Source organism: Streptomyces sp. NPDC026301 (assembly GCF_055567935.1).
Map to the genome: position 1 here is coordinate 221,674 of NZ_JBVHPN010000002.1, position 18,349 is coordinate 240,022.

An 18,349-nucleotide genomic window follows, 5' to 3' on the forward strand; every position below is an offset into this window, starting at 1 on the left:
GGCGGAACGCTCAGTCGCCGGACGGGTTGCGCGGTGGGCTTACCGTCGTACGCGGGGACCTCCGTTGAGACGAGGTGCGCACGATCAGGTCGGTCGGTATCACCTGCTCGACCGGGCGTCCGCTGTCGAGCCCCTCGATGGCGTCGATGAGCAGCTGGACGACGGCGGTGCCGATGCGCCGGGGCTTGAGCGAGAGGGTCGTGATGGGGGGCTCTGTCGTGGCGTAGACCGTGGACTCGCTGCAGCACACCAGCAGGAGATCGTCGGGGACCCGGAGGCCGTACCGGCGGGCGGCGGCGAGCAGGTCGGTGCCGTTCGGGTCGAAGAGGCCGTAGACGGCGTCCGGGCGGTCCGGACGGGCCAGCAGCCGGTCGGCGGCGACGGCGCCCGCGCACGGGTCGTGCGCGGGGTAGGACTCGTACACCGGGTCCTGGCCGACCCGCTCGCACCACCGGAGGTACGCGGTGGTGGACAGGCGGGTGTAGGTGTCGGTGGTGGTGCCCGTGAGGAGGCCGATGCGACGGGCGCCGGCGTCCGCGAGGTGCTCCAGGAGCCCCATCACGGCCGCTTCGTGGTCGTTGTCGACCCAGCCGGTGACGGGGAGGGTGCCGCCGGGGCGGCCGTCGGAGACGACGGGGATGCCGTGCCGGACGAGGTCGGTGACGACCGGGTCGCCGTCGGCCGGGTCGATGACGACCGTGCCGTCCAGGGCGACGTTGGACCAGACGTCGTGGCGGGAGGTCGCGGGGAGGATGACCAGGGCGTAGCCACGGGCCAGCGCGGCGGAGGTGGCGGCGCGCGCCATCTCGGCGAAGTACGCGAACTCGGTGAAGGTGAAAGGTTCATCCCCGTACGTGGTGACGGTCAGGCCGATGAGGCCCGACTTGCCGGTACGGAGCGTGCGGGCGGCGGCGGAAGGGCGGTAGCCCAACCGGTCGGCGACCTCGCGGACGTGGCGACGGGTGGCGTCCGGAAGCCGGCCCTTGCCGTTGAGCGCGTCGGAGACAGTCGTGATGGAGACACCGGCTGCGGCGGCCACGTCCCGGATGCCTGCCCGCCCCAACCGGCGTCCGGTCGACCGGCTCACCTGGTGCTTCCCTGCTGCTGTCATGGCGAGCCGATAGTAGGGCTCGGAGGGGGCCATCGCGGGGCTTCCTTATGCGCAGACGAAAGGCACGTTTCTGCATGCCGAAGGGCCGTCAATCTCCTTGGAAAGCAAGGACGTTGGAGGTCAGGGCGCGATTCTGTCCGGTGATCGTCGGGGTTGACCTGCAGATTGCGTCAGGTATCGAAGCGGTCTCAAGTCACCTTCACGGGTGATGCGCGCCACGGCGTGAGCCACCGGCGCGTAACGGAGCGGGAGGCGCTCCGCAAAGGCCCTGCGCCCTGAGCTGGGAAATGGCGTCGGTATATGACATGCGCATGCCCGTACGAGCCCCGGAGGGTGCCGGAGGGCGGAGGGCCCTACGCCGCACGGCTCAATCCTCATAAGGTGTGCGGTATTGGTGACGAGCGGGACGGTCGAGGAGGACCTGCGGTGAGCGAGAAGACCCCGAAGCTGCGTGCGGCGCTGGACGGCGTCCCCACCTACAAGCCCGGGAAGCCGGCCGCCGCGGGTGGCCCGGTGGCGTACAAGCTGTCCTCCAACGAGAACCCCTACCCGCCGCTGCCCGGCGTCCTGGAGACCGCGGTGGCCGCCGCCGGCGCCTTCAACCGGTACCCGGACCTGGCCTGCACCGGGCTGATGGCGGAGCTGTCGGAGCGGTTCGGCGTGCCGGTCGAGCACCTGGCGACCGGCACCGGCTCGGTCGGCGTGGCCCAGCAGCTGATCCAGGCGACGGCCGGGCCGGGCGACGAGGTGATCTACGCCTGGCGCTCCTTCGAGGCGTACCCGATCGTCACCCAGGTCTCGGGCGCCACGTCCGTGCAGGTACCGCTGGACGCGGACGAGGTCCATGACCTGGACGCGATGCTCGCCGCGGTCACCGAGCGGACCCGGCTGATCTTCGTGTGCAACCCGAACAACCCGACCGGCACCGTGGTGCGCCGTGCCGAGCTGGAGCGCTTCCTGGACGCGGTGCCCTCCGACGTGCTGATCGTGCTGGACGAGGCGTACCGCGAGTTCATCCGTGACGCCGAGGTGCCGGACGGCATCGAGCTCTACCGCGACCGCCCGAACGTCTGCGTGCTGCGCACCTTCTCCAAGGCGTACGGCCTCGCCGGTCTGCGGGTGGGCTTCGCGGTGGCGCACGAGCCGGTCGCGGCGGCGCTGCGCAAGACGGCGGTGCCCTTCGGCGTGAGCCAGCTCGCGCAGGACGCGGCAGTCGCGTCGCTGCGCAGTGAGGACGCGCTGCTGGAGCGGGTGGACGCGCTGGTGGCCGAGCGGACCCGGGTGTCCGAGGCGCTGACCGCGCAGGGCTGGACCGTGCCGGAGTCGCAGGCCAACTTCGTGTGGCTGCGGCTGGGGGAGCGCACCGTGGACTTCGCGCGGGCGTGCGAGCAGGCGGGCGCCGTGGTGCGGCCGTTCCCCGGCGAGGGCGTGCGGGTGTCGATCGGCGAGGCCGAGGGCAACGACATCTTCCTGCAGACGGCCGAGGCGTTCCGCAAGGAGATGTGACCGGCGGGCGTGCGTGCGGCGGGGTGGCCGCGGTCCTTGTGGGCCGCGGCCACCCCGTTTTTCTTACGCCGGGCTCGGCGTTTGTCTTACGCCGGGCTCGGCCGGCCGCGCACGGAAGCGCTGGTCAAGCGCGCTCGACCCGGACCGGGTCGCCGTCGCGGACGGTGGCGAGGCGGCGCGGGTCGCCGTCGACGCGGCCGAGGATGTTGCAGGGGGAGGCGAGTCGGGACTCGTCCCCGCGGGAGATGGGCGTCGGGCCGTACGGCAGGGCCAGCGCGTCGCCGTCGGTCCAGAACGCGACCGTGCCCGGCTCGACGACCTGCTGGGCGCCGGCCTCCAGCGCGGGGGAGACGGGGGTGGCGAAGTAGACCTCCTCGCCCCAGGTGCGGGCGGTGGAGGCGAGCGGGAGCGCGGCTTCCAGGGCGGTGACGGTCGGCGTGTCCTCCAGGGTGGCGGTCAGGTGACCTGCGGGCCATGAGATGCGTATCTGCATGGCGCCAAATTCAACAATATGTTGAAGGTTGGCGGAAGAGGGGCCGACGGAAAACGGCGTGTACACGTTCACTAACGGCCTGCCCGGCGGCCGTTCTTCAGGCCGTACCAAGGTTTTCCGCGCGACGGAATACCGCGTGACCACGGTCACGTACCCCCCGATCCGATGAGCGGAAAGTCATGGGAGATAATTGCTTGTGAATGTGAACGCGTTCACAAGCGCCTCCCTTTTTGCCCCTCTTTATGTGGGACAAAAGGTGCAGGAGGTGTGGCGAGAACGGCGACCGTAAGGAGACATCGACGTGGAACTGGCGTTGGCGCCAGAGACCCTGGCGCGATGGCAATTCGGCATCACGACCGTCTATCACTTCCTCTTCGTGCCCCTGACGATCTCTCTCGCCGCCCTGGTGGCCGGACTGGAGACGGCATGGGTCCGCACGGGCAAGGAGCGGTACCTCAAGGCGACCAAGTTCTGGGGCAAGCTCTTCCTGATCAACATCGCGATGGGTGTCGTCACCGGCATCGTCCAGGAGTTCCAGTTCGGCATGAACTGGTCCGACTACTCGCGCTTCGTCGGTGACGTCTTCGGCGCGCCGCTCGCGTTCGAAGCCCTCATCGCGTTCTTCTTCGAGTCCACCTTCATCGGACTGTGGATCTTCGGCTGGGACAAGCTGCCCAAGAAGATCCACTGCTTCTGCATATGGATGGTCTCGATCGGCACGATCCTGTCGGCGTACTTCATCCTCGCGGCCAACTCCTGGATGCAGCACCCCACCGGCTACAAGCTCAACAAGGCCACCGGGCGCGCGGAGCTGACCGACTTCTGGAAGGTGCTGACGCAGGACACCACCCTGGTCGTCGTCTTCCACACCCTCACGGCCGCCTTCCTGGCGGGTGGCGCCTTCATGGTCGGCATCGCCGCCTACCACCTGCTGCGCAAGAAGCACGTCAAGGTCATGCGGACCTCGCTGCGGCTCGGCCTGGTGACGCTGATCGTGGCCGGTCTGCTCACCGCCATCAGCGGTGACCTGCTGGGCAAGGTCATGTTCAAGCAGCAGCCGATGAAGATGGCCTCGGCCGAGGCGCTGTGGGACGGGCAGTCACCCGCGCCCTTCTCGGTCTTCGCCTACGGAGACGTGTCCAAGGGCCACAACACCGTCGAGGTGGAGATACCCGGCCTGCTCTCGTTCCTCTCCCACGACGACTTCTCCTCGTACGTGCCCGGCATCAACGACGTGAACAAGGCCGAGCAGCAGAAGTTCGGGCCCGGGGACTACCGGCCCAACATCCCGGTCGCCTACTGGGGCTTCCGCTGGATGATCGGCTTCGGCATGGCCTCCTTCGCGCTCGGCGTGGCCGGCCTCTGGCTCACCCGCAAGAAGTTCTGGCTCTCGCAACGGCTGCGGACCGGCGATGACGAGGTGCCGCACCTCGCGCTCACCAAGGACAGGGCGCTCGGGGACGGGCTCACCAAGTGGGCCTGGCGGATCGCCGTGCTCACCCTCGGCTTCCCGCTGATCGCGAGCTCCTGGGGCTGGATCTTCACCGAGATGGGCCGCCAGCCCTGGGTGGTCTACGGCGTGCTGCGCACCTCCGACGCGGTCTCCCCCGGCGTCTCGCAGGGCGAGGTGATCACTTCGATGGCCGTCTTCACCACGCTGTACGCGATCCTCGCCGTAGTCGAGGTCAAGCTGCTCGTGAAGTACGTCAAGGCCGGACCGCAGGAGCTGTCGGAGTCCGACCTCAACCCGCCCACCAGGATCGGCGGCGACGACAACGACGCCGACCGGCCGATGGCCTTCTCGTACTAGGGGGCAGCTGTGCACCTTCACGACGTCTGGTTCGTCCTCATCGCCTTCCTGTGGACCGGGTACTTCTTCCTCGAAGGATTCGACTTCGGGATCGGCGTCCTCACCAAGCTGCTCGCCCGTGACCGGAGCGAGCGGCGGGTCCTCATCAACACCATCGGCCCGGTCTGGGACGGCAACGAGGTCTGGCTGCTCAGCGCGGCCGGCGCGACCTTCGCCGCCTTCCCCGACTGGTACGCCACGCTCTTCTCGGGCTTCTACCTGCCGATGCTGCTGATCCTGCTGTGCCTCATCGTGCGCGGCGTGGCCTTCGAGTACCGCCACAAGCGGGACGAGGAGCGCTGGCAGAACAACTGGGAACACGCGATCTTCTGGACCTCGCTGCTCCCGGCGGTGCTGTGGGGCGTGGCCTTCGGCAACATCGTGCGGGGCGTGAAGATCGACGCGCACAAGAACTACGTCGGGTCCCTGCTGGACCTGCTGAACCCCTACGCGATCCTCGGCGGCCTGGTCACCCTGGCGCTGTTCACCTTCCACGGCGCGGTCTTCGCCTCGCTGAAGACGGTGGGCGGCATCCGGGAGCGGGCGCGCGTCACGGCTTCGTTCCTCGGCATGATCGCCGCGGGCCTGGCGCTCGTCTTCATGGTCTGGACGCAGATCGACAAGGGCGACGGCAAGAGCCTGGTCGCGCTGGTCGTCGCGGCGGCGGCGCTGCTCGCGGCCCTGGTGGCGAACGCGCTGGGGCGGGAGGGCTGGTCCTTCACCTTCTCCGGCGTCACCATCGCGGCCCTGGTCGCGATGTTGTTCCTGACGCTCTTCCCGAACGTCATGCCGTCCTCGCTGAACGAGAGCTGGAACCTCACGGTCAGCAACTCCTCGCCCAGTTCGTACACCCTGAAGATCATGACCTGGGGCGCGGGCTTCGCGGCCCCGCTCGTGATGCTCTACCAGGGCTGGACGTACTGGGTGTTCCGCAAGCGCATCGGCACGCAGCACATCGCCGACGCGCACTGATCCCCTTCCGTTACGCACGCCAGGACGGATGTTTCACGTGAAACCGATCGACCCGCGCCTGCTTCGGTACGCCCGCGCCACCCGCTTCTTCCTCGCCGCGGTGGTGGTACTCGGCCTTGCCGGGGCGGGCCTGGTCATCGGCCAGGCGATGCTCATCGCCGAGGTCGTCGTCGGCGCGTTCCAGCGCGACCTCGACCTCGGTGGCCTGAGCACGCCGCTCCTGCTGCTCGCGCTGGTCTCGGTCGGCCGGGGGCTCGTCTCCTGGCTGACCGAGCTGGCCGCGCACCGGGCGAGCGCGGCGGTGAAGTCCGAGCTGCGCACTCGGCTGCTGACGAAGGCCACGGGGCTCGGGCCCTCCTGGCTGGGGACGCAGCGAATCGGCGAGCTGACGAACCTCGCCACCCGTGGCATCGACGCGCTCGACGACTACTTCGCGCGCTACCTGCCGCAGCTCGGCCTCGCGGTCGTCGTGCCCGTCGCCGTGCTCGTACGGATCGTGACCGGCGACTGGATCTCCGCGGCGACCATCGTCGTCACGCTCCCGCTCATCCCGCTGTTCATGATCCTCATCGGCTGGGCGACCCAGTCGCGGATGGACCGGCAGTGGAAGCTGCTGAGCCGGCTGTCCGGCCACTTCCTCGACGTCGTCGCGGGCCTGCCCACGCTGAAGGTCTTCGGCCGGGCCAAGGCCCAGGCGGACGCGATCCGCACCATCACCGGCGAGTACCGCCAGGCCACGCTGCGCACGCTGCGCATCGCCTTCCTGTCCTCCTTCGCCCTGGAACTGCTCTCCACAATCTCGGTCGCGCTGGTCGCGGTCGGCGTCGGGATGCGGCTCGTGAAGGGCGACCTCGACCTGTCCACCGGGCTGATGGTGCTGATCCTGGCGCCCGAGGCGTATCTGCCGCTGCGGCAGGTGGGCGCGCAGTACCACGCGGCGGCCGAGGGGCTGGCGGCCGCCGAGGAGATCTTCGCGGTACTGGAGACCGAGGCGGGGGCCGGGCACGGCGGGACGCGCGAGGCCCCGGCGGGCACCGGGATCGTGGTGGACGGCCTGGTCGTACGCCACCCCGGGCGTCCCGAACCGTCGCTCGCGCACACCTCGTTCGAGGTCGCGGCCGGCGAGACCGTGGCGCTGACGGGGCCGTCCGGCGCGGGCAAGACCACCCTGCTGAACGTCCTGCTCGGCTTCGCGACGCCGGCCGCCGGCCGGGTGCTGATCGACGGCGTGGACCTCACCACGCTCTCCCCCGACAGCTGGCGCGGCCGTATCGCCTGGGTGCCGCAGCACCCGTACCTCTTCGCGGGCACCGTCGCCGAGAACGTGCGGCTGGCCCGGCCGGACGCCGACGACGCGGCGGTGCGGACCGCGCTGCGCGACGCCGGCGCGCTCGGCTTCGTCGACGCGCTCCCCGACGGCCCGGACACCCGGCTCGGCGAGTCCGGCGCGGGCCTCTCCGCCGGGCAGCGCCAACGGCTCGCGCTGGCCCGCGCGTTCCTCGCCGACCGCCCGGTGCTGCTGCTCGACGAGCCCACCGCGAACCTCGACGGGGAGACCGAGGAGTCCGTCGTGGACGCCGTGCGCCGGCTGTCCGAGGGCCGCACGGTCCTGCTCGTGGCCCACCGCCCGGCCCTGCTCGCGGCGGCGGACCGAGTGGTACGGGTGGACCCCGAGGGCCACGCACCGGCCCGTACGACCTCTGAACTCCCGCGCCCGCGACGGGCCGAGGACCGCATCGCGGCCCAAGCGCCGGACCAGGAAACGGACTCGCACGGCGACCGCGCGCAAACCGCGCTGCCCGCACGCGCCTTGGCGCGGCTGCGGCGCACGGCGCGGGCCCACCGTCGCCGCTTCGCCCTGGCGCTGCTGCTCGGCAGTTGCGCGCTCGGCAGCGCCGTCGGGCTGATGGCCACGTCCGGGTGGCTGATCTCGCGGGCCTCGCAGCATCCTCCGGTGCTGTACCTGATGGTCGCGGTCACCGCGACCCGCGCGTTCGGCATCGGCCGGGCCGTCTTCCGGTACGCCGAGCGGCTGGTCGCGCACGACGCGGTGTTCCGGATGCTGGCGGACGTCCGGGTGGCGGTCTACCGGCGGCTGGAGCAGCTCGCGCCCGCCGGACTGCGCGACCGCAGCCGCGGCGACCTGCTGTCCCGGCTGGTGGCGGACGTGGACGCCGGGCAGGACTACTTCCTGCGCTGGCTGCTGCCGGCGGGCGCGGCCGTCGTGGTCGGCGCCGGTTCGGCCGGGTTCACCGCCTGGCTGCTGCCGGAGGCCGGCGCGGTGCTCGCCGCCGGGCTGCTGCTGGCGGGCGTCGCCGTACCGCTGGTGTCCGGCGCGCTGGCGAGGCGGGCCGAGCGGCGGCTGGCCCCGGCCCGCGGCGTGCTCTCGGCGCGCGTCGTCGACCTGCTCACCGGTACGGCCGAACTCACGGTCGCGGGCGCGCTGCGGGAGCGGCTGGCCGGCACCCGGCGCGCGGACCGCGACCTGACGGCGGTCGCCTCCCGGTCCGCCGCGGCGGCCGGTGCCGGCGCCGGGCTGATCGCGCTGCTGACCGGGCTGACCGTTGCGGCCGCCGCGGTCGTCGGCGTACAGGCCGTGCACGACGGGCGGCTGAGCGGGGTGAGCCTGGCGGTGGTCGTGCTGACGCCGCTGGCCGCGTTCGAGGCGGTCGCCGGGCTGCCGCTGGCCGTGCAGTACCGGCAGCGCACCCGCCGCGCCGCCGAGCGGGTCTTCGAGGTACTGGACGCGCCGGCGCCGGTCGGCGAGCCGGCCGAGCCGGTGGCGGTACCGGAGTCGCCGTTCCCCGTGGTGGTGAGCGGGCTGACGGCCCGCCACCCCGGGCAGCCGCGGCCGGCGCTCGACGGGGTGGGCTTCACGCTCGCGCCCGGCCGCCGGATCGCGGTCGTCGGCCCGTCGGGCTCGGGCAAGACCACGCTCGCGCAGGTGCTGCTGCGCTTCCTGGACCGCGAGGCCGGTACGTACACCCTCGGCGGGGTGGACGCGCAGCAAGCGGACGGCGACGCGGTACGGCGGCTGGTCGGCCTGTGCGCGCAGGACGCCCACCTCTTCGACAGCTCGGTGCGGGAGAACCTCCGGCTGGCCCGGCCGGACGCCGACGAGGCGGCCCTCTGGGCGGCGCTGGCGGGCGCCCGGCTCGCGGACTGGGTGCGCGGGCTGCCGGACGGGCTGGACACGCTGGTCGGGGAGCACGGCGCGCGGCTGTCCGGCGGGCAGCGGCAGCGCCTCGCGCTGGCCCGCGCGCTGCTCGCCGACTTCCCCGTACTGGTGCTGGACGAGCCGGCCGAGCACCTGGACCTGGCCACCGCCGACGCGCTGACCGCCGACCTGCTGGAGGTGACCAGCGGCCGGACGACGGTCCTGATCACGCACCGGCTGGCCGGTCTGGAGGCGGTCGACGAGATCCTCGTACTGGACCGCGGGCGCGTGGTGCAGCGCGGCCCGTACGAGGAGCTGGCCGCGGCCGACGGCCCGTTCCGCCGGATGCGGGACCGGGAACGGGCGACGGACGCGCGGTACGCGGCGGCGGCTCGTCCGTAGAGCCCCGCGGTACGCCGGGCGGCCCGTCCGGAGAGCCATGCGGCAGGCCGGTCGGCGAGCGTGTCCCGCCGCGGCAACCGAGCGCGACTTTCCTTGGCAAAAGGGACTTACTAGGCTCGGGGCATGGCAGCCACGGCAGGATCAGCGAGCGGGCCCGGACCGGCGGAGAGTCCCGCGCACGGATCCGATGCCGACACCGCCGACACCATGGACGCCGCCACCGAGGCGACGCGCAGCCTCCAGGGGCTGGCCCCGCAGATCACCGCCCGGCTGCCGCGCCTCCTGGAGGCCATGCGGACCGTCGGCGCGGGCCTGGACCTGCACGTCACGCTGGACCGCATCGTGGAGACCGCGGCCGAGCTGGCCGATGCCCGGTACGCGGCGATCGGCATCGTGGACGAGGCGCGCGAGGGCCTGTCGGACTTCGTGACGTACGGCGTGAGCGGGGAGGACCACCGACGGATCGGCGCACTGCCCGACGGCCACAAGGGCCTGCTCGGCGCGCTCATCCACGACCACCGGCCGGTGCGGCTGGCCGACCTCACACAGGACCCGCGCGCGGCCGGTTTCCCGCCCGGGCACCCGCCGATGCGCACGTTCCTCGGGGTGCCGATCCGCGTGCAGGGGGAGATCTTCGGCAACCTATACCTGACGGAGAAGCGCGGCGGCGGCGAGTTCAGCGAGGGCGACCTGCACATGGTGCGGGTGCTCGCGACCGAGGCGGGCCTGGCGATCGGCAACGCCCGGATGTACGCGGCGACCCGGCAGCGCGAGCGCTGGATCGACGGCGCGGCCGCCGTCACCACCGCGCTCCTCGCGGGCAGCGGTGTGGACGAGTCGCTGGCCGTCGTCGCCGAGCAGGCCCGGCGGCTGGCGGAATCCGCGGCCGGGATCGTGCTGCTGCCGATGGCGGACGGCGGGCTGGAGATCGTGGCCGCGGCGGCGGACGACCCGGTACGGCTCACGGGGACGCACATCCCGCCCGACAGCCCGGTGACCGCCGCCCTCCTCGCCGGGGAACCGGTCTTCGTCGAGGACTCGGCGACCGATCCGCGCATGGTCACCGAGGTCGCGCCGTACTTCGGGCCCAGCATGATGCTGCCCCTGAAGAGCGGCGGCCGCGTCCTGGGCACCCTCGCCACGCCACGGGCCCGCGGCGCGCGGCAGTTCACCGCTGCGGAGCGCACGCTGGCCACCCAGTTCGCCCAGCAGGCCGCGCTGGCGCTGGTCCTGGCGGACGCGCGGCGCGACCGCGAGCGGCTGGCCGTCTACGAGGACCGCGACCGGATCGCCCGGGACCTGCACGACCTGGTCATCCAGCGGCTGTTCGCGACCGGGATGATGCTGGAGAGCGCCGCGCGCAAGGCCGTGGTGCCCGAGGTGCGGGACGGCGTCGGCAAGGCCGTCGACGAGCTGGACGTGACGATCCAGGAGATCCGTACGGCGATCTTCGCCCTGCAGCAGGGGCCCGCCGAGGCGCCCGCGGGGCTGCGCACACGGGTGCTGCGCGAGATCGGCACGGCGGCGGTGCCGCTGGGCTTCACGCCCTCGGTGAACTTCGTCGGCCCGGTGGACTCCAGGGTCGGCGAGTCGACCGGCAAGAACCTGATCGCCGCGCTCCGCGAGGCGCTGTCCAACGCCTTCCGGCACGCCCACGCCTCCCGCATCGAGATCGTCGTGGACGCCACGGCCACGCTGCCGGACGGGCGGGACGCGGTACGGCTGACGGTCGCCGACGACGGCGTCGGCATCCCCGAGGGCGGCCGGCGCAGCGGCCTGAAGAACCTCGCCCGCAGGGCGGAGGCGCTGGGCGGGTCCAGTACGTACGGGCCGGGGCTCGGCGAGGAGGGTGCGGGCACGATGGTGACGTGGGAAGCGCCGCTGTAGGAGGCGGAGGTGCCGCTGATTCCGAGTGGCCCGAGGGCCGCGGCTCCCCCAGGTGGCCGGACGCCTGTGCTCCGTTCGGTGGCTTACGGGCGCGAGCGGGAACCGCGATCCCTCGCCCGGCGTCCTGATCGCGCCACTATCTGCCCATGCATCCAGGTCTGTCGTGCCGTCCGGAGGCACGCGCGCCGCATCGGGGCCGCGCCGGCCGGCCGCGCGCCCGCCGGCGCGGTGCCGTCGTGTGCGCGTTCACGATCGTGCTGGGCGGGCTGCTGCCCGGCGGACTGCTCACGGACGGCGCGCCCGCGGGCCCGGCCGTGGCCGCCACCGCGTACGAGGGCGCGGCGCTGCCGGGGCGCGTGGCGCCGCTGTCGCGCGCGGTGCGCCACGAGGGCGCGGCACTTCATACGGGCGCGGCGCGGCAGGGGGCCGGGGCTCGGGCCGGTACCGAGGTACGGCGCGCGGGCGGCGCGCGGTACGAGAGCGGCGGGTCCGGCCGTACTGCGGCGCGCGACCGTACTGCGGTGCGTGACCGTACTGCGGTGCGTGACCGTACCGCCGCGCGCGGGCGGGTCGGCCGGCTGGCCCGGGCTCGGCTGGAGGTGCAGCGGCTCGACGCGGCCGCGAGCCGGGCCGTCCGCTCGTACAACGACGGCCTGCGCGCCGCCAGGGCGGAGCGTGCCCGTGCAGGGCGGCTGACCGAGCGGCTGCGCCGGGAACGCCGTAACGCGGCGGCGCTGCGCCGCACCGCCGGGCGGATCGCGGCCGAGCAGTACCGCACCGGCAGCGGGCTGTCCTACGCCGTGCGCGTGCTGGCCGCCGCGTCCCCGGAAGACCTGCTGCGCGGCCACCGGCTGGCCGAGCGGCGGGAGCGCGCGGTGGCGGTCCGGGCGCGTACGGCGCTGCGCGCGAGCCGGAAGCTGGCGGCGGGGAGTGCCGCGGCGGCCGGCCGTACGCAGGCCCTCGACGCCCGGCAGCAGCGGCTGGCCGGTGAGCGCGCGCGCATCGGGCGCAGCCTGGACCGGGCGCGCGGGCGGCTGTGGCGGCTGGTGACCGGGGCGGCCGGGTCGTCCGGCGGCTGTGCCGGGCCGCCGGACCGGGTGGCCTCGGCCGCCCGGCTCCTCGCGCCCGCCGCCGCGCCCGCCCATGGGTGGACCCGGCCGGTGACGAAGTACTCGCTGTCGGCCTCGTTCGGCGGCGCCGGTGCGCACTGGGCGCACCGCCACACGGGGCAGGACTTCGCGGTGCCGGTCGGCACGCCCGTGCGGTCGGTGGGCCGCGGCCGGGTGACGGCGGTGGAGTGCGGGGGCCCGTTCGGGATCAGCGTGCTGGTGCGGCACGGCGCGCACACGTACACGCAGTACGCGCACCTCTCGGCGGTACTGGTGCGCCCGGGGCAGCGGGTGCGTCCCGGGCAGCCGATCGCGCTGTCCGGGAACACCGGGAACTCCACCGGGCCGCACCTGCACTTCGAGGTGCGGCGCGGCCCCGGTACCAATGCGGCGATCGAGCCGCTCCACTGGCTGCGGGGGCGCGGCGTACGAGTGTGAGGTGCTGGCCGGTCAGCGGTATTGGTGTGAGGCGCCGCTGCCCCGGCAGTACGGCCGTGCGGCGCGGGCGGGTCAGCTGCCGGACCGTTCCTTCAGTAGCTGGTCGATCAAACGTTCGATGATGAGAGCGACGCCGTCCTCGTTGTTGGCCGCCGTGCGGTGGGTGGTCGCGGCCAGTACGTCCGGATGGGCGTTGGCCATGGCGTACGCCGTACCGGCCCAGGTCAGCATTTCGAGGTCGTTCGGCATGTCGCCGAACGCCACCACCTCGTGCGGTGCGATGCCGCGTTCGGCGCAGCAGCGGGCGAGCGTGCCGGCCTTGCTGACGCCCGCGCCGCTGATCTCCAGGAGCGCGGTCGGGCTGGACCGGGTGAACGAGGCGAGGTGCCCGGCGGCCTCGCGGGCCAGGGCGAGGAACGCGTCCGGGTCCAGCTCGGAGTGGTGGGCGAGGACCTTCAGTACGGGCTGGCCGGCCTTCTCGAACTCCTCGCCGAGCAGCTTCTCGACGGGCGCGATCAGCGCGGCCGGGTCGAGGTGGAACGGCGGGTACTGCGGCTCGTAGTGGATGCCGCCGGTGCGCTCGACGGCGAACGACGTACCCGGTGCCGCGGCGCGCAGCGCCTCTACGACGCCGACCGCCGCGCTCCGCTCCAGCGCGCGGACCTCGACGATGCGGCGGCCGCGGTGCAGGTCGACGACGGCGGCCCCGTTGGCGCAGATCGCCAGGCCGTGTCCGTGCACGTGGTCGCTGACGACGTCCATCCAGCGGGCCGGCCGGCCGGTGACGAAGAAGACCTCGATGCCGGCCTCCTCGGCGGCGGCGAGTGCGGCGATCGTACGGTCCGAGACGGTCTTGTCGTCGTGCAGCAGGGTGCCGTCGAGGTCCGTGGCGATCAGCCGGGTGCGGCGGCCGGGCAGCGGTGGCTCGGCGGCGGGATCGTCTGTCACAGGGCCATCAGTCACGAGGCCATCTTCCCGCATATGCACGCACAGGCGTGCGCTGGGTCGCGCGCATGAGCTTTACGCGCTTCCGGTCCGCGTCCACCGTAGGCTCGTTGACATGCGACTGAGCACCGTGATCCTCCCCGTCCGCCGCTGGTCCGAAGGTGGTCGGGAGGTGTGGCAGCGCGCCGAGGAGCTGGGCTTCCACGCCGCGTACACCTACGACCACCTCTCCTGGCGGGTGCCCTTCCGGGACGGGCCGTGGTTCGGTGCCGTGCCCACGCTGACCGCGGCCGCCGCCGCGACCTCCCGCATGCGGCTGGGCACCCTCGTGACCTCCCCCAACTTCCGGCACCCGGTCACCCTCGCCAAGGAGCTGATCTCGCTGGACGACATCAGCGACGGCCGGATCACGCTCGGCATCGGCGCGGGCGGCAACGGCTTCGACGCGTACGCCCTGCTCGGCGCCGGCGAGGAGCCGTGGACGCCGCGTGAACGCGCCGATCACTTCGCCGAGTTCGTCGCCCTGCTGGACCGCCTGCTCACCGAGGACGCGGTCACGTACGAGGGCGAGCACTACAGCGCGCACGAGGTACGCAACGTTCCCGGGTGCGTGCAGCGGCCGCGGCTGCCGTTCGCGGTGGCGGCCACCGGGCCGCGCGGGCTGCGGCTGGCGGCGCGGTACGGCCAGGCGTGGGTCACCACGGGCGACCCGAAGGTGTCCGCCGCCGGGACGCCCGAGCAGTCGCACGCCGCGATCGCCGGGCAGATCGAGAAGCTGGGCGCGGCGTGCGAGGCCGCCGGCCGGGACGCCGGGAAGCTGCCCAAGACCCTGCTGACCGGCTTCACGCCGGACCGGCCGCTGGACTCCGTCGACGCGTTCGTGGACTTCGCCGGGCGCCACGGCGAGCTGGGCATCGACGAGATCGTCCTGCACTGGCCGATCGATGACACGATCTTCGCGGCGGACCTGTCGGTGTTCGAGCGGATCGCGGCCGAGGCCCCGGCACAGCTGGCGGCGTAGGGGCCGTAGGGGCGCCGGCGGGCGAAGCCGGCTGGTGCCGGCGCGGGGGCCGGAACACCCGGAGCGGGGGGAATGATCAAGGCCCTTTTACCCCGCCAAGAGGAATCAAAGGGGAATCAAGAGGGAGAATCGGGGCAGAGGCGTCGTCGTACGGGTGGTCGGCTGGACCGTCCGGCTGGAGGTCCTGATGGCACAGACCCGATTCGCCCCGGACCGCGGACTGACCTCGCGCATGGTCATGACGATGTTCTTCATCGGCCTGCTCTACGTTGTGGTCGTCGGCGTGCTGGTGGTGCTGCTCAAGGGCGCGTGGGTGATCGTGCTGGTGATCTCGGGCGCGCTGTTCATCGCGCAGTTCTGGTTCAGCGACCGGATCGCGGCGTTCGGTATGGGCGCGCGTGAGGTCACCCCCGAGCAGGCACCCGAGCTGCACGGCGCCGTGGACCGGCTGTGCGCGCTCGCGGACATGCCCAAGCCGAAGGTCTGCATCGCCGACAGCGACGTGCCGAACGCCTTCGCCACCGGGCGCAACCAGAAGAACTCCCTGGTCTGTGCCACCACCGGGCTGCTGCGGCGGCTGGAGCCCGAGGAGCTGGAGGGGGTGCTCGCGCACGAGCTGTCGCACGTCGCCCACCGGGACGTGGCGGTGATGACCATCGCCTCGTTCCTGGGCGTACTGGCCGGGATCATCACCCGGGCGGCGCTCTGGAGCGGCGTGGGGCGCAGCAACCGGGACAACAACGCCGCCCTCGCCATTCTGATCGTCACGGCCGTCAGCGCGGTGGTCTACGTCATCAGCTTCCTGCTCACCCGGCTGCTGTCCCGCTACCGCGAGCTGTCCGCCGACCGGGCCGCCGCCCTGCTCACCGGGCGGCCGTCCGCGCTGGCCGCCGCGCTCACCAAGGTCACCGGCCAGATGGCGCGGATTCCGACCCGCGACCTGCGCAAGGCCGAGCCGTTCAACGCGTTCTACTTCGCCCCGGCCTTCTCCAAGGAGAACGCCGTCCAGCTGCTGTCCTCGCACCCGACGCTGGAACAGCGCCTGGACCAGCTCGGCCGCATCTCCGCCCAGCTGGGCCGCCCGTGAACGGGACCGGAAACCGTCCCGGGTGCGGCACCGTCCCGGGCGCGGCACTGGCCCGGGTGCGGCACTGGCCCGGGCGCGGCATTGGCCCGGGCGCGGCAATGAGTCCCCTCCTGCCCCTCCGCCCTTGGGAGCCATTCGATGGGTTTTCTGGACGTGATCCTCGGCCGCAGCAAGGCGGTGCGCCCCGACCTCGACCAGCTCTTCGCGCTGCCGTCCGCCGCGATCACCCTGCAGGCCGCGACCGGGTTCACGCCGACCGGCCGGGGGTCGGTCTGCTTCGCGAGCGTCGAGGGCGGGGCGTTCGCCCGCATCCAGGCCGACGTACGGGCGCTGCTCGGCCCGCCGGTGGAGTTCAGCCAGGACCAGTACGGCTATACCTGGATGCTCGCCCGGCACGCCGCCGAGGACACGGCGGGCCTGGTCAACGACCTGCACGCGGTCAACACCGCGCTCCAGGACGAGGGCTTCGGGCCGCAGCTGCTCTGTTCGCTGATCGGCTTCCGGGACGAGCGGGACCGCTCGCTCGCCCTGGTCTACCTCTACAAGCGCGGCACGTTCTATCCCTTCGCGCCGCTCTCCGGCTCCGGTGAGAAGCGCGACAACCCGCTCGAACTCCAAGTACGGTCCCTGCTCGGTGACGACCTGACCGTGGAGAAGGACCTGAGCCGCTGGTTCCCGGTGTGGGGAGCGCCGGGGCTGTAAGGGCCTTCGCGTCGGGGCAGTCGACGGCACAGCGGGTGTTTCACGTGAAACGGACGGTCCCTCTCGTCCGGACGGTCCCTCTCATCCGGACGGTGCCCTCACCGCACGCGCGAGCTGAGCCACGGTGTCAGGCCGGGCCCGGTGACCAGTTCCTTGTACGTCTCGTCGCCGGGGAGCGGCACCACCAGCCACCAACCGGGCGGAAAGAAGCGGCCCTTGACGTGGGCGAGGTCGCCCAGCACGGCGTGCAGAAAGGCCGGGACGGCGTCGCGGGGCAGATCCTGGAAGGGGATGCCCTCGACGGTGACGGTGGCGTCGTCCTCCGAGAACACTTCGACCGCGATGTGCGGTGCCCCACCGGACAGTTCGACGTACGCCTCGTGCGGCAGCGAGCCGTCCGGGTCGGCGACGGCGAACGCACCGGCGGACAGCCGGCGGCCTGAGCGGTCCGCCCCGATGTCGTGGGTCACTTCGATGTCGCGGCCATGCGCACGAGCGGCCTCACGAATGGCGCCGACGACGGCTTCGGTACTGGGCAGATGCGGACGGTCCATGGGGCGATGATCGCACCGGCCGGGCCCACACGGCTCTGAAGCAGGGCTCTACGCGCCCACGCCGAAACCGGCTCAACGCCGCCGGGACCGGGCTCTACGCGCCCACGCCGAAACCGGACATTCCCTAGGCCCCCGCGCCCGCGCCCGTGTCCTCGCCGGCCGTGCCCGGTCCCGACCCGCCGGCGTGCGTGACCATGGCATCCATCCGGCGGGCGCTCACCTCGCGGTCGGTGGCCGCGGCGACGAAGGCCGCGACGCCCGCCGGGCCGACGAGGTCACGGACGGACCGCACCGTGGCGGCCGGCAGCGGTACCTGCTCGGTGGCGGCCTGCCGCTCCGGGGCCTCGCTGTGCAGCTGATGGCGCAGATAGCGGCTCGCCAAGGACCGCATGGCCCGGGCCAGTTCGGCGTCCACGGTCTGCTGGGCCAGTGGCCGCAGCCGGCGGACCAGTCCCGCCGCCTCCTCCGCCTCGGCGTCGCTCGGCGGGTGGTCGAAGTACTGCTGGAAGACGTGCTCGGTGGTGAAGTCCAGGAAACGGGAGGCTATGTGCTCCACCTGCACCCGCAACTCCCTCAGGTGCCCGGAGATGGCGGGCAGTGGCACGCCGGCGGCGTGCAGCTCGGCCGCGACCGCGAGCTCCTGCGGGCTGGGCACCAGGAACTCCTCCGGACTGCCCGGCACCGGCTCCAGCACCCCCAGCTCCACCGCGTCGGCCACCGCCGCCTCGTCGGGGCTGCCGCCGAAGGCCGCGTCCAGCTCCTCGCGGGAGATCCGGCCGCTCTCCTCGTCCGTCCAGGGCCCGTCGATCTCGGCGACCAGGCCCAGCACCCCGCTCAGCCCCCGCCCCGCGTCCCACGCCTCCAGCAGGTCCTTGATGCTGGCCAGGGTGTACCCGCGGTCCAGCAGGTCGGAGATCTGCCGCAGCCGGGCGAGATGCGCGTCGGCGTAGACGTTCGCCCGGCCCCGGCGCTCCGGCTTGGGCAGCAGCCCACGGTCCTGGTACGCGCGGATCGTACGGACCGTGGTGCCGCTCCGGTGCGCCAGCTCCTCGATGCGGTACTCGGCCGGGGGGCTGTGCTGCTCGGTCAATGCGGTGCTCCTCACGAGATGGCCGC

Annotated in this window: 14 protein-coding genes; 9 read left to right on the forward strand and 5 right to left on the reverse strand. The window is 72.8% G+C overall.

Annotation, left to right across the window (positions count from 1 at the left end):
* Positions 1-10 precede the first annotated feature (10 nt).
* Positions 11-1,111, reverse strand: a complete 1,101-nt coding sequence (locus ACZ4MH_RS04130) for a LacI family DNA-binding transcriptional regulator (protein ID WP_351600257.1) — start codon at positions 1,109-1,111, stop codon at positions 11-13.
* Between the two features lie 426 nt (positions 1,112-1,537).
* Here ACZ4MH_RS04130 and hisC point away from each other — a divergent pair, with 426 nt between their 5' ends.
* Entirely contained in the window at positions 1,538-2,617 is a 1,080-nt protein-coding gene (hisC, locus tag ACZ4MH_RS04135) for a histidinol-phosphate transaminase (protein WP_351600259.1), read from the forward strand.
* Positions 2,618-2,741: 124 nt separating this feature from the next.
* On the opposite strand, the gene ACZ4MH_RS04140 is transcribed toward hisC, so the two are convergent.
* Positions 2,742-3,110, reverse strand: coding sequence for a cyclophilin-like fold protein (locus ACZ4MH_RS04140; protein ID WP_351600261.1), 369 nt, complete (start codon positions 3,108-3,110; stop codon positions 2,742-2,744).
* A 301-nt stretch (positions 3,111-3,411) separates the two neighbouring features.
* Between ACZ4MH_RS04140 and ACZ4MH_RS04145 the strand changes: the two genes are divergently transcribed.
* The 5 genes from ACZ4MH_RS04145 to ACZ4MH_RS04165 all read left to right on the forward strand — a co-directional run bounded on the left by ACZ4MH_RS04145 (position 3,412) and on the right by ACZ4MH_RS04165 (position 12,924).
* Positions 3,412-4,920 (forward strand): cytochrome ubiquinol oxidase subunit I, encoded by a 1,509-nt coding sequence (locus ACZ4MH_RS04145; protein WP_351600262.1) that lies wholly within the window; start codon positions 3,412-3,414, stop codon positions 4,918-4,920.
* Between the two features lie 9 nt (positions 4,921-4,929).
* The gene (gene cydB / locus ACZ4MH_RS04150; RefSeq protein WP_467754019.1) at positions 4,930-5,931 is read left to right on the forward strand and encodes a cytochrome d ubiquinol oxidase subunit II; all 1,002 of its coding nucleotides are present in this window, start codon (positions 4,930-4,932) and stop codon (positions 5,929-5,931) included.
* 28 nt (positions 5,932-5,959) lie between these two features.
* Positions 5,960-9,490: a thiol reductant ABC exporter subunit CydD gene (cydD, locus tag ACZ4MH_RS04155; RefSeq protein ID WP_467754021.1), complete on the forward strand. Its 3,531-nt coding sequence runs from the start codon at positions 5,960-5,962 to the stop codon at positions 9,488-9,490.
* A 207-nt stretch (positions 9,491-9,697) separates the two neighbouring features.
* A complete protein-coding gene (locus ACZ4MH_RS04160; protein ID WP_467754187.1) occupies positions 9,698-11,377 on the forward strand; it encodes a sensor histidine kinase in 1,680 nt (559 codons plus the stop codon).
* A 146-nt stretch (positions 11,378-11,523) separates the two neighbouring features.
* The gene (locus ACZ4MH_RS04165; protein WP_467754023.1) at positions 11,524-12,924 is read left to right on the forward strand and encodes a M23 family metallopeptidase; all 1,401 of its coding nucleotides are present in this window, start codon (positions 11,524-11,526) and stop codon (positions 12,922-12,924) included.
* Between the two features lie 72 nt (positions 12,925-12,996).
* On the opposite strand, the gene ACZ4MH_RS04170 is transcribed toward ACZ4MH_RS04165, so the two are convergent.
* On the reverse strand, positions 12,997-13,905 hold the full coding sequence (locus ACZ4MH_RS04170) for a Cof-type HAD-IIB family hydrolase (RefSeq protein WP_467754025.1): 909 nt from the start codon (positions 13,903-13,905) through the stop codon (positions 12,997-12,999).
* A 79-nt stretch (positions 13,906-13,984) separates the two neighbouring features.
* Between ACZ4MH_RS04170 and ACZ4MH_RS04175 the strand changes: the two genes are divergently transcribed.
* The 3 genes from ACZ4MH_RS04175 to pspAB all read left to right on the forward strand — a co-directional run bounded on the left by ACZ4MH_RS04175 (position 13,985) and on the right by pspAB (position 16,679).
* On the forward strand, positions 13,985-14,890 hold the full coding sequence (locus ACZ4MH_RS04175) for an LLM class flavin-dependent oxidoreductase (RefSeq protein WP_351594660.1): 906 nt from the start codon (positions 13,985-13,987) through the stop codon (positions 14,888-14,890).
* Positions 14,891-15,077: 187 nt separating this feature from the next.
* A complete protein-coding gene (gene htpX / locus ACZ4MH_RS04180; RefSeq protein WP_351594658.1) occupies positions 15,078-15,977 on the forward strand; it encodes a zinc metalloprotease HtpX in 900 nt (299 codons plus the stop codon).
* Between the two features lie 138 nt (positions 15,978-16,115).
* The gene (pspAB, locus tag ACZ4MH_RS04185; protein WP_351594656.1) at positions 16,116-16,679 is read left to right on the forward strand and encodes a PspA-associated protein PspAB; all 564 of its coding nucleotides are present in this window, start codon (positions 16,116-16,118) and stop codon (positions 16,677-16,679) included.
* Between the two features lie 98 nt (positions 16,680-16,777).
* Here pspAB and ACZ4MH_RS04190 read toward each other — a convergent pair whose 3' ends face one another.
* Together ACZ4MH_RS04190 and ACZ4MH_RS04195 are read right to left on the reverse strand one after the other, a co-directional pair.
* Positions 16,778-17,233, reverse strand: coding sequence for a hypothetical protein (locus ACZ4MH_RS04190; RefSeq protein ID WP_351594653.1), 456 nt, complete (start codon positions 17,231-17,233; stop codon positions 16,778-16,780).
* Between the two features lie 124 nt (positions 17,234-17,357).
* Positions 17,358-18,323, reverse strand: coding sequence for a MerR family transcriptional regulator (locus ACZ4MH_RS04195; RefSeq protein ID WP_351594651.1), 966 nt, complete (start codon positions 18,321-18,323; stop codon positions 17,358-17,360).
* Positions 18,324-18,349 lie beyond the last annotated feature (26 nt).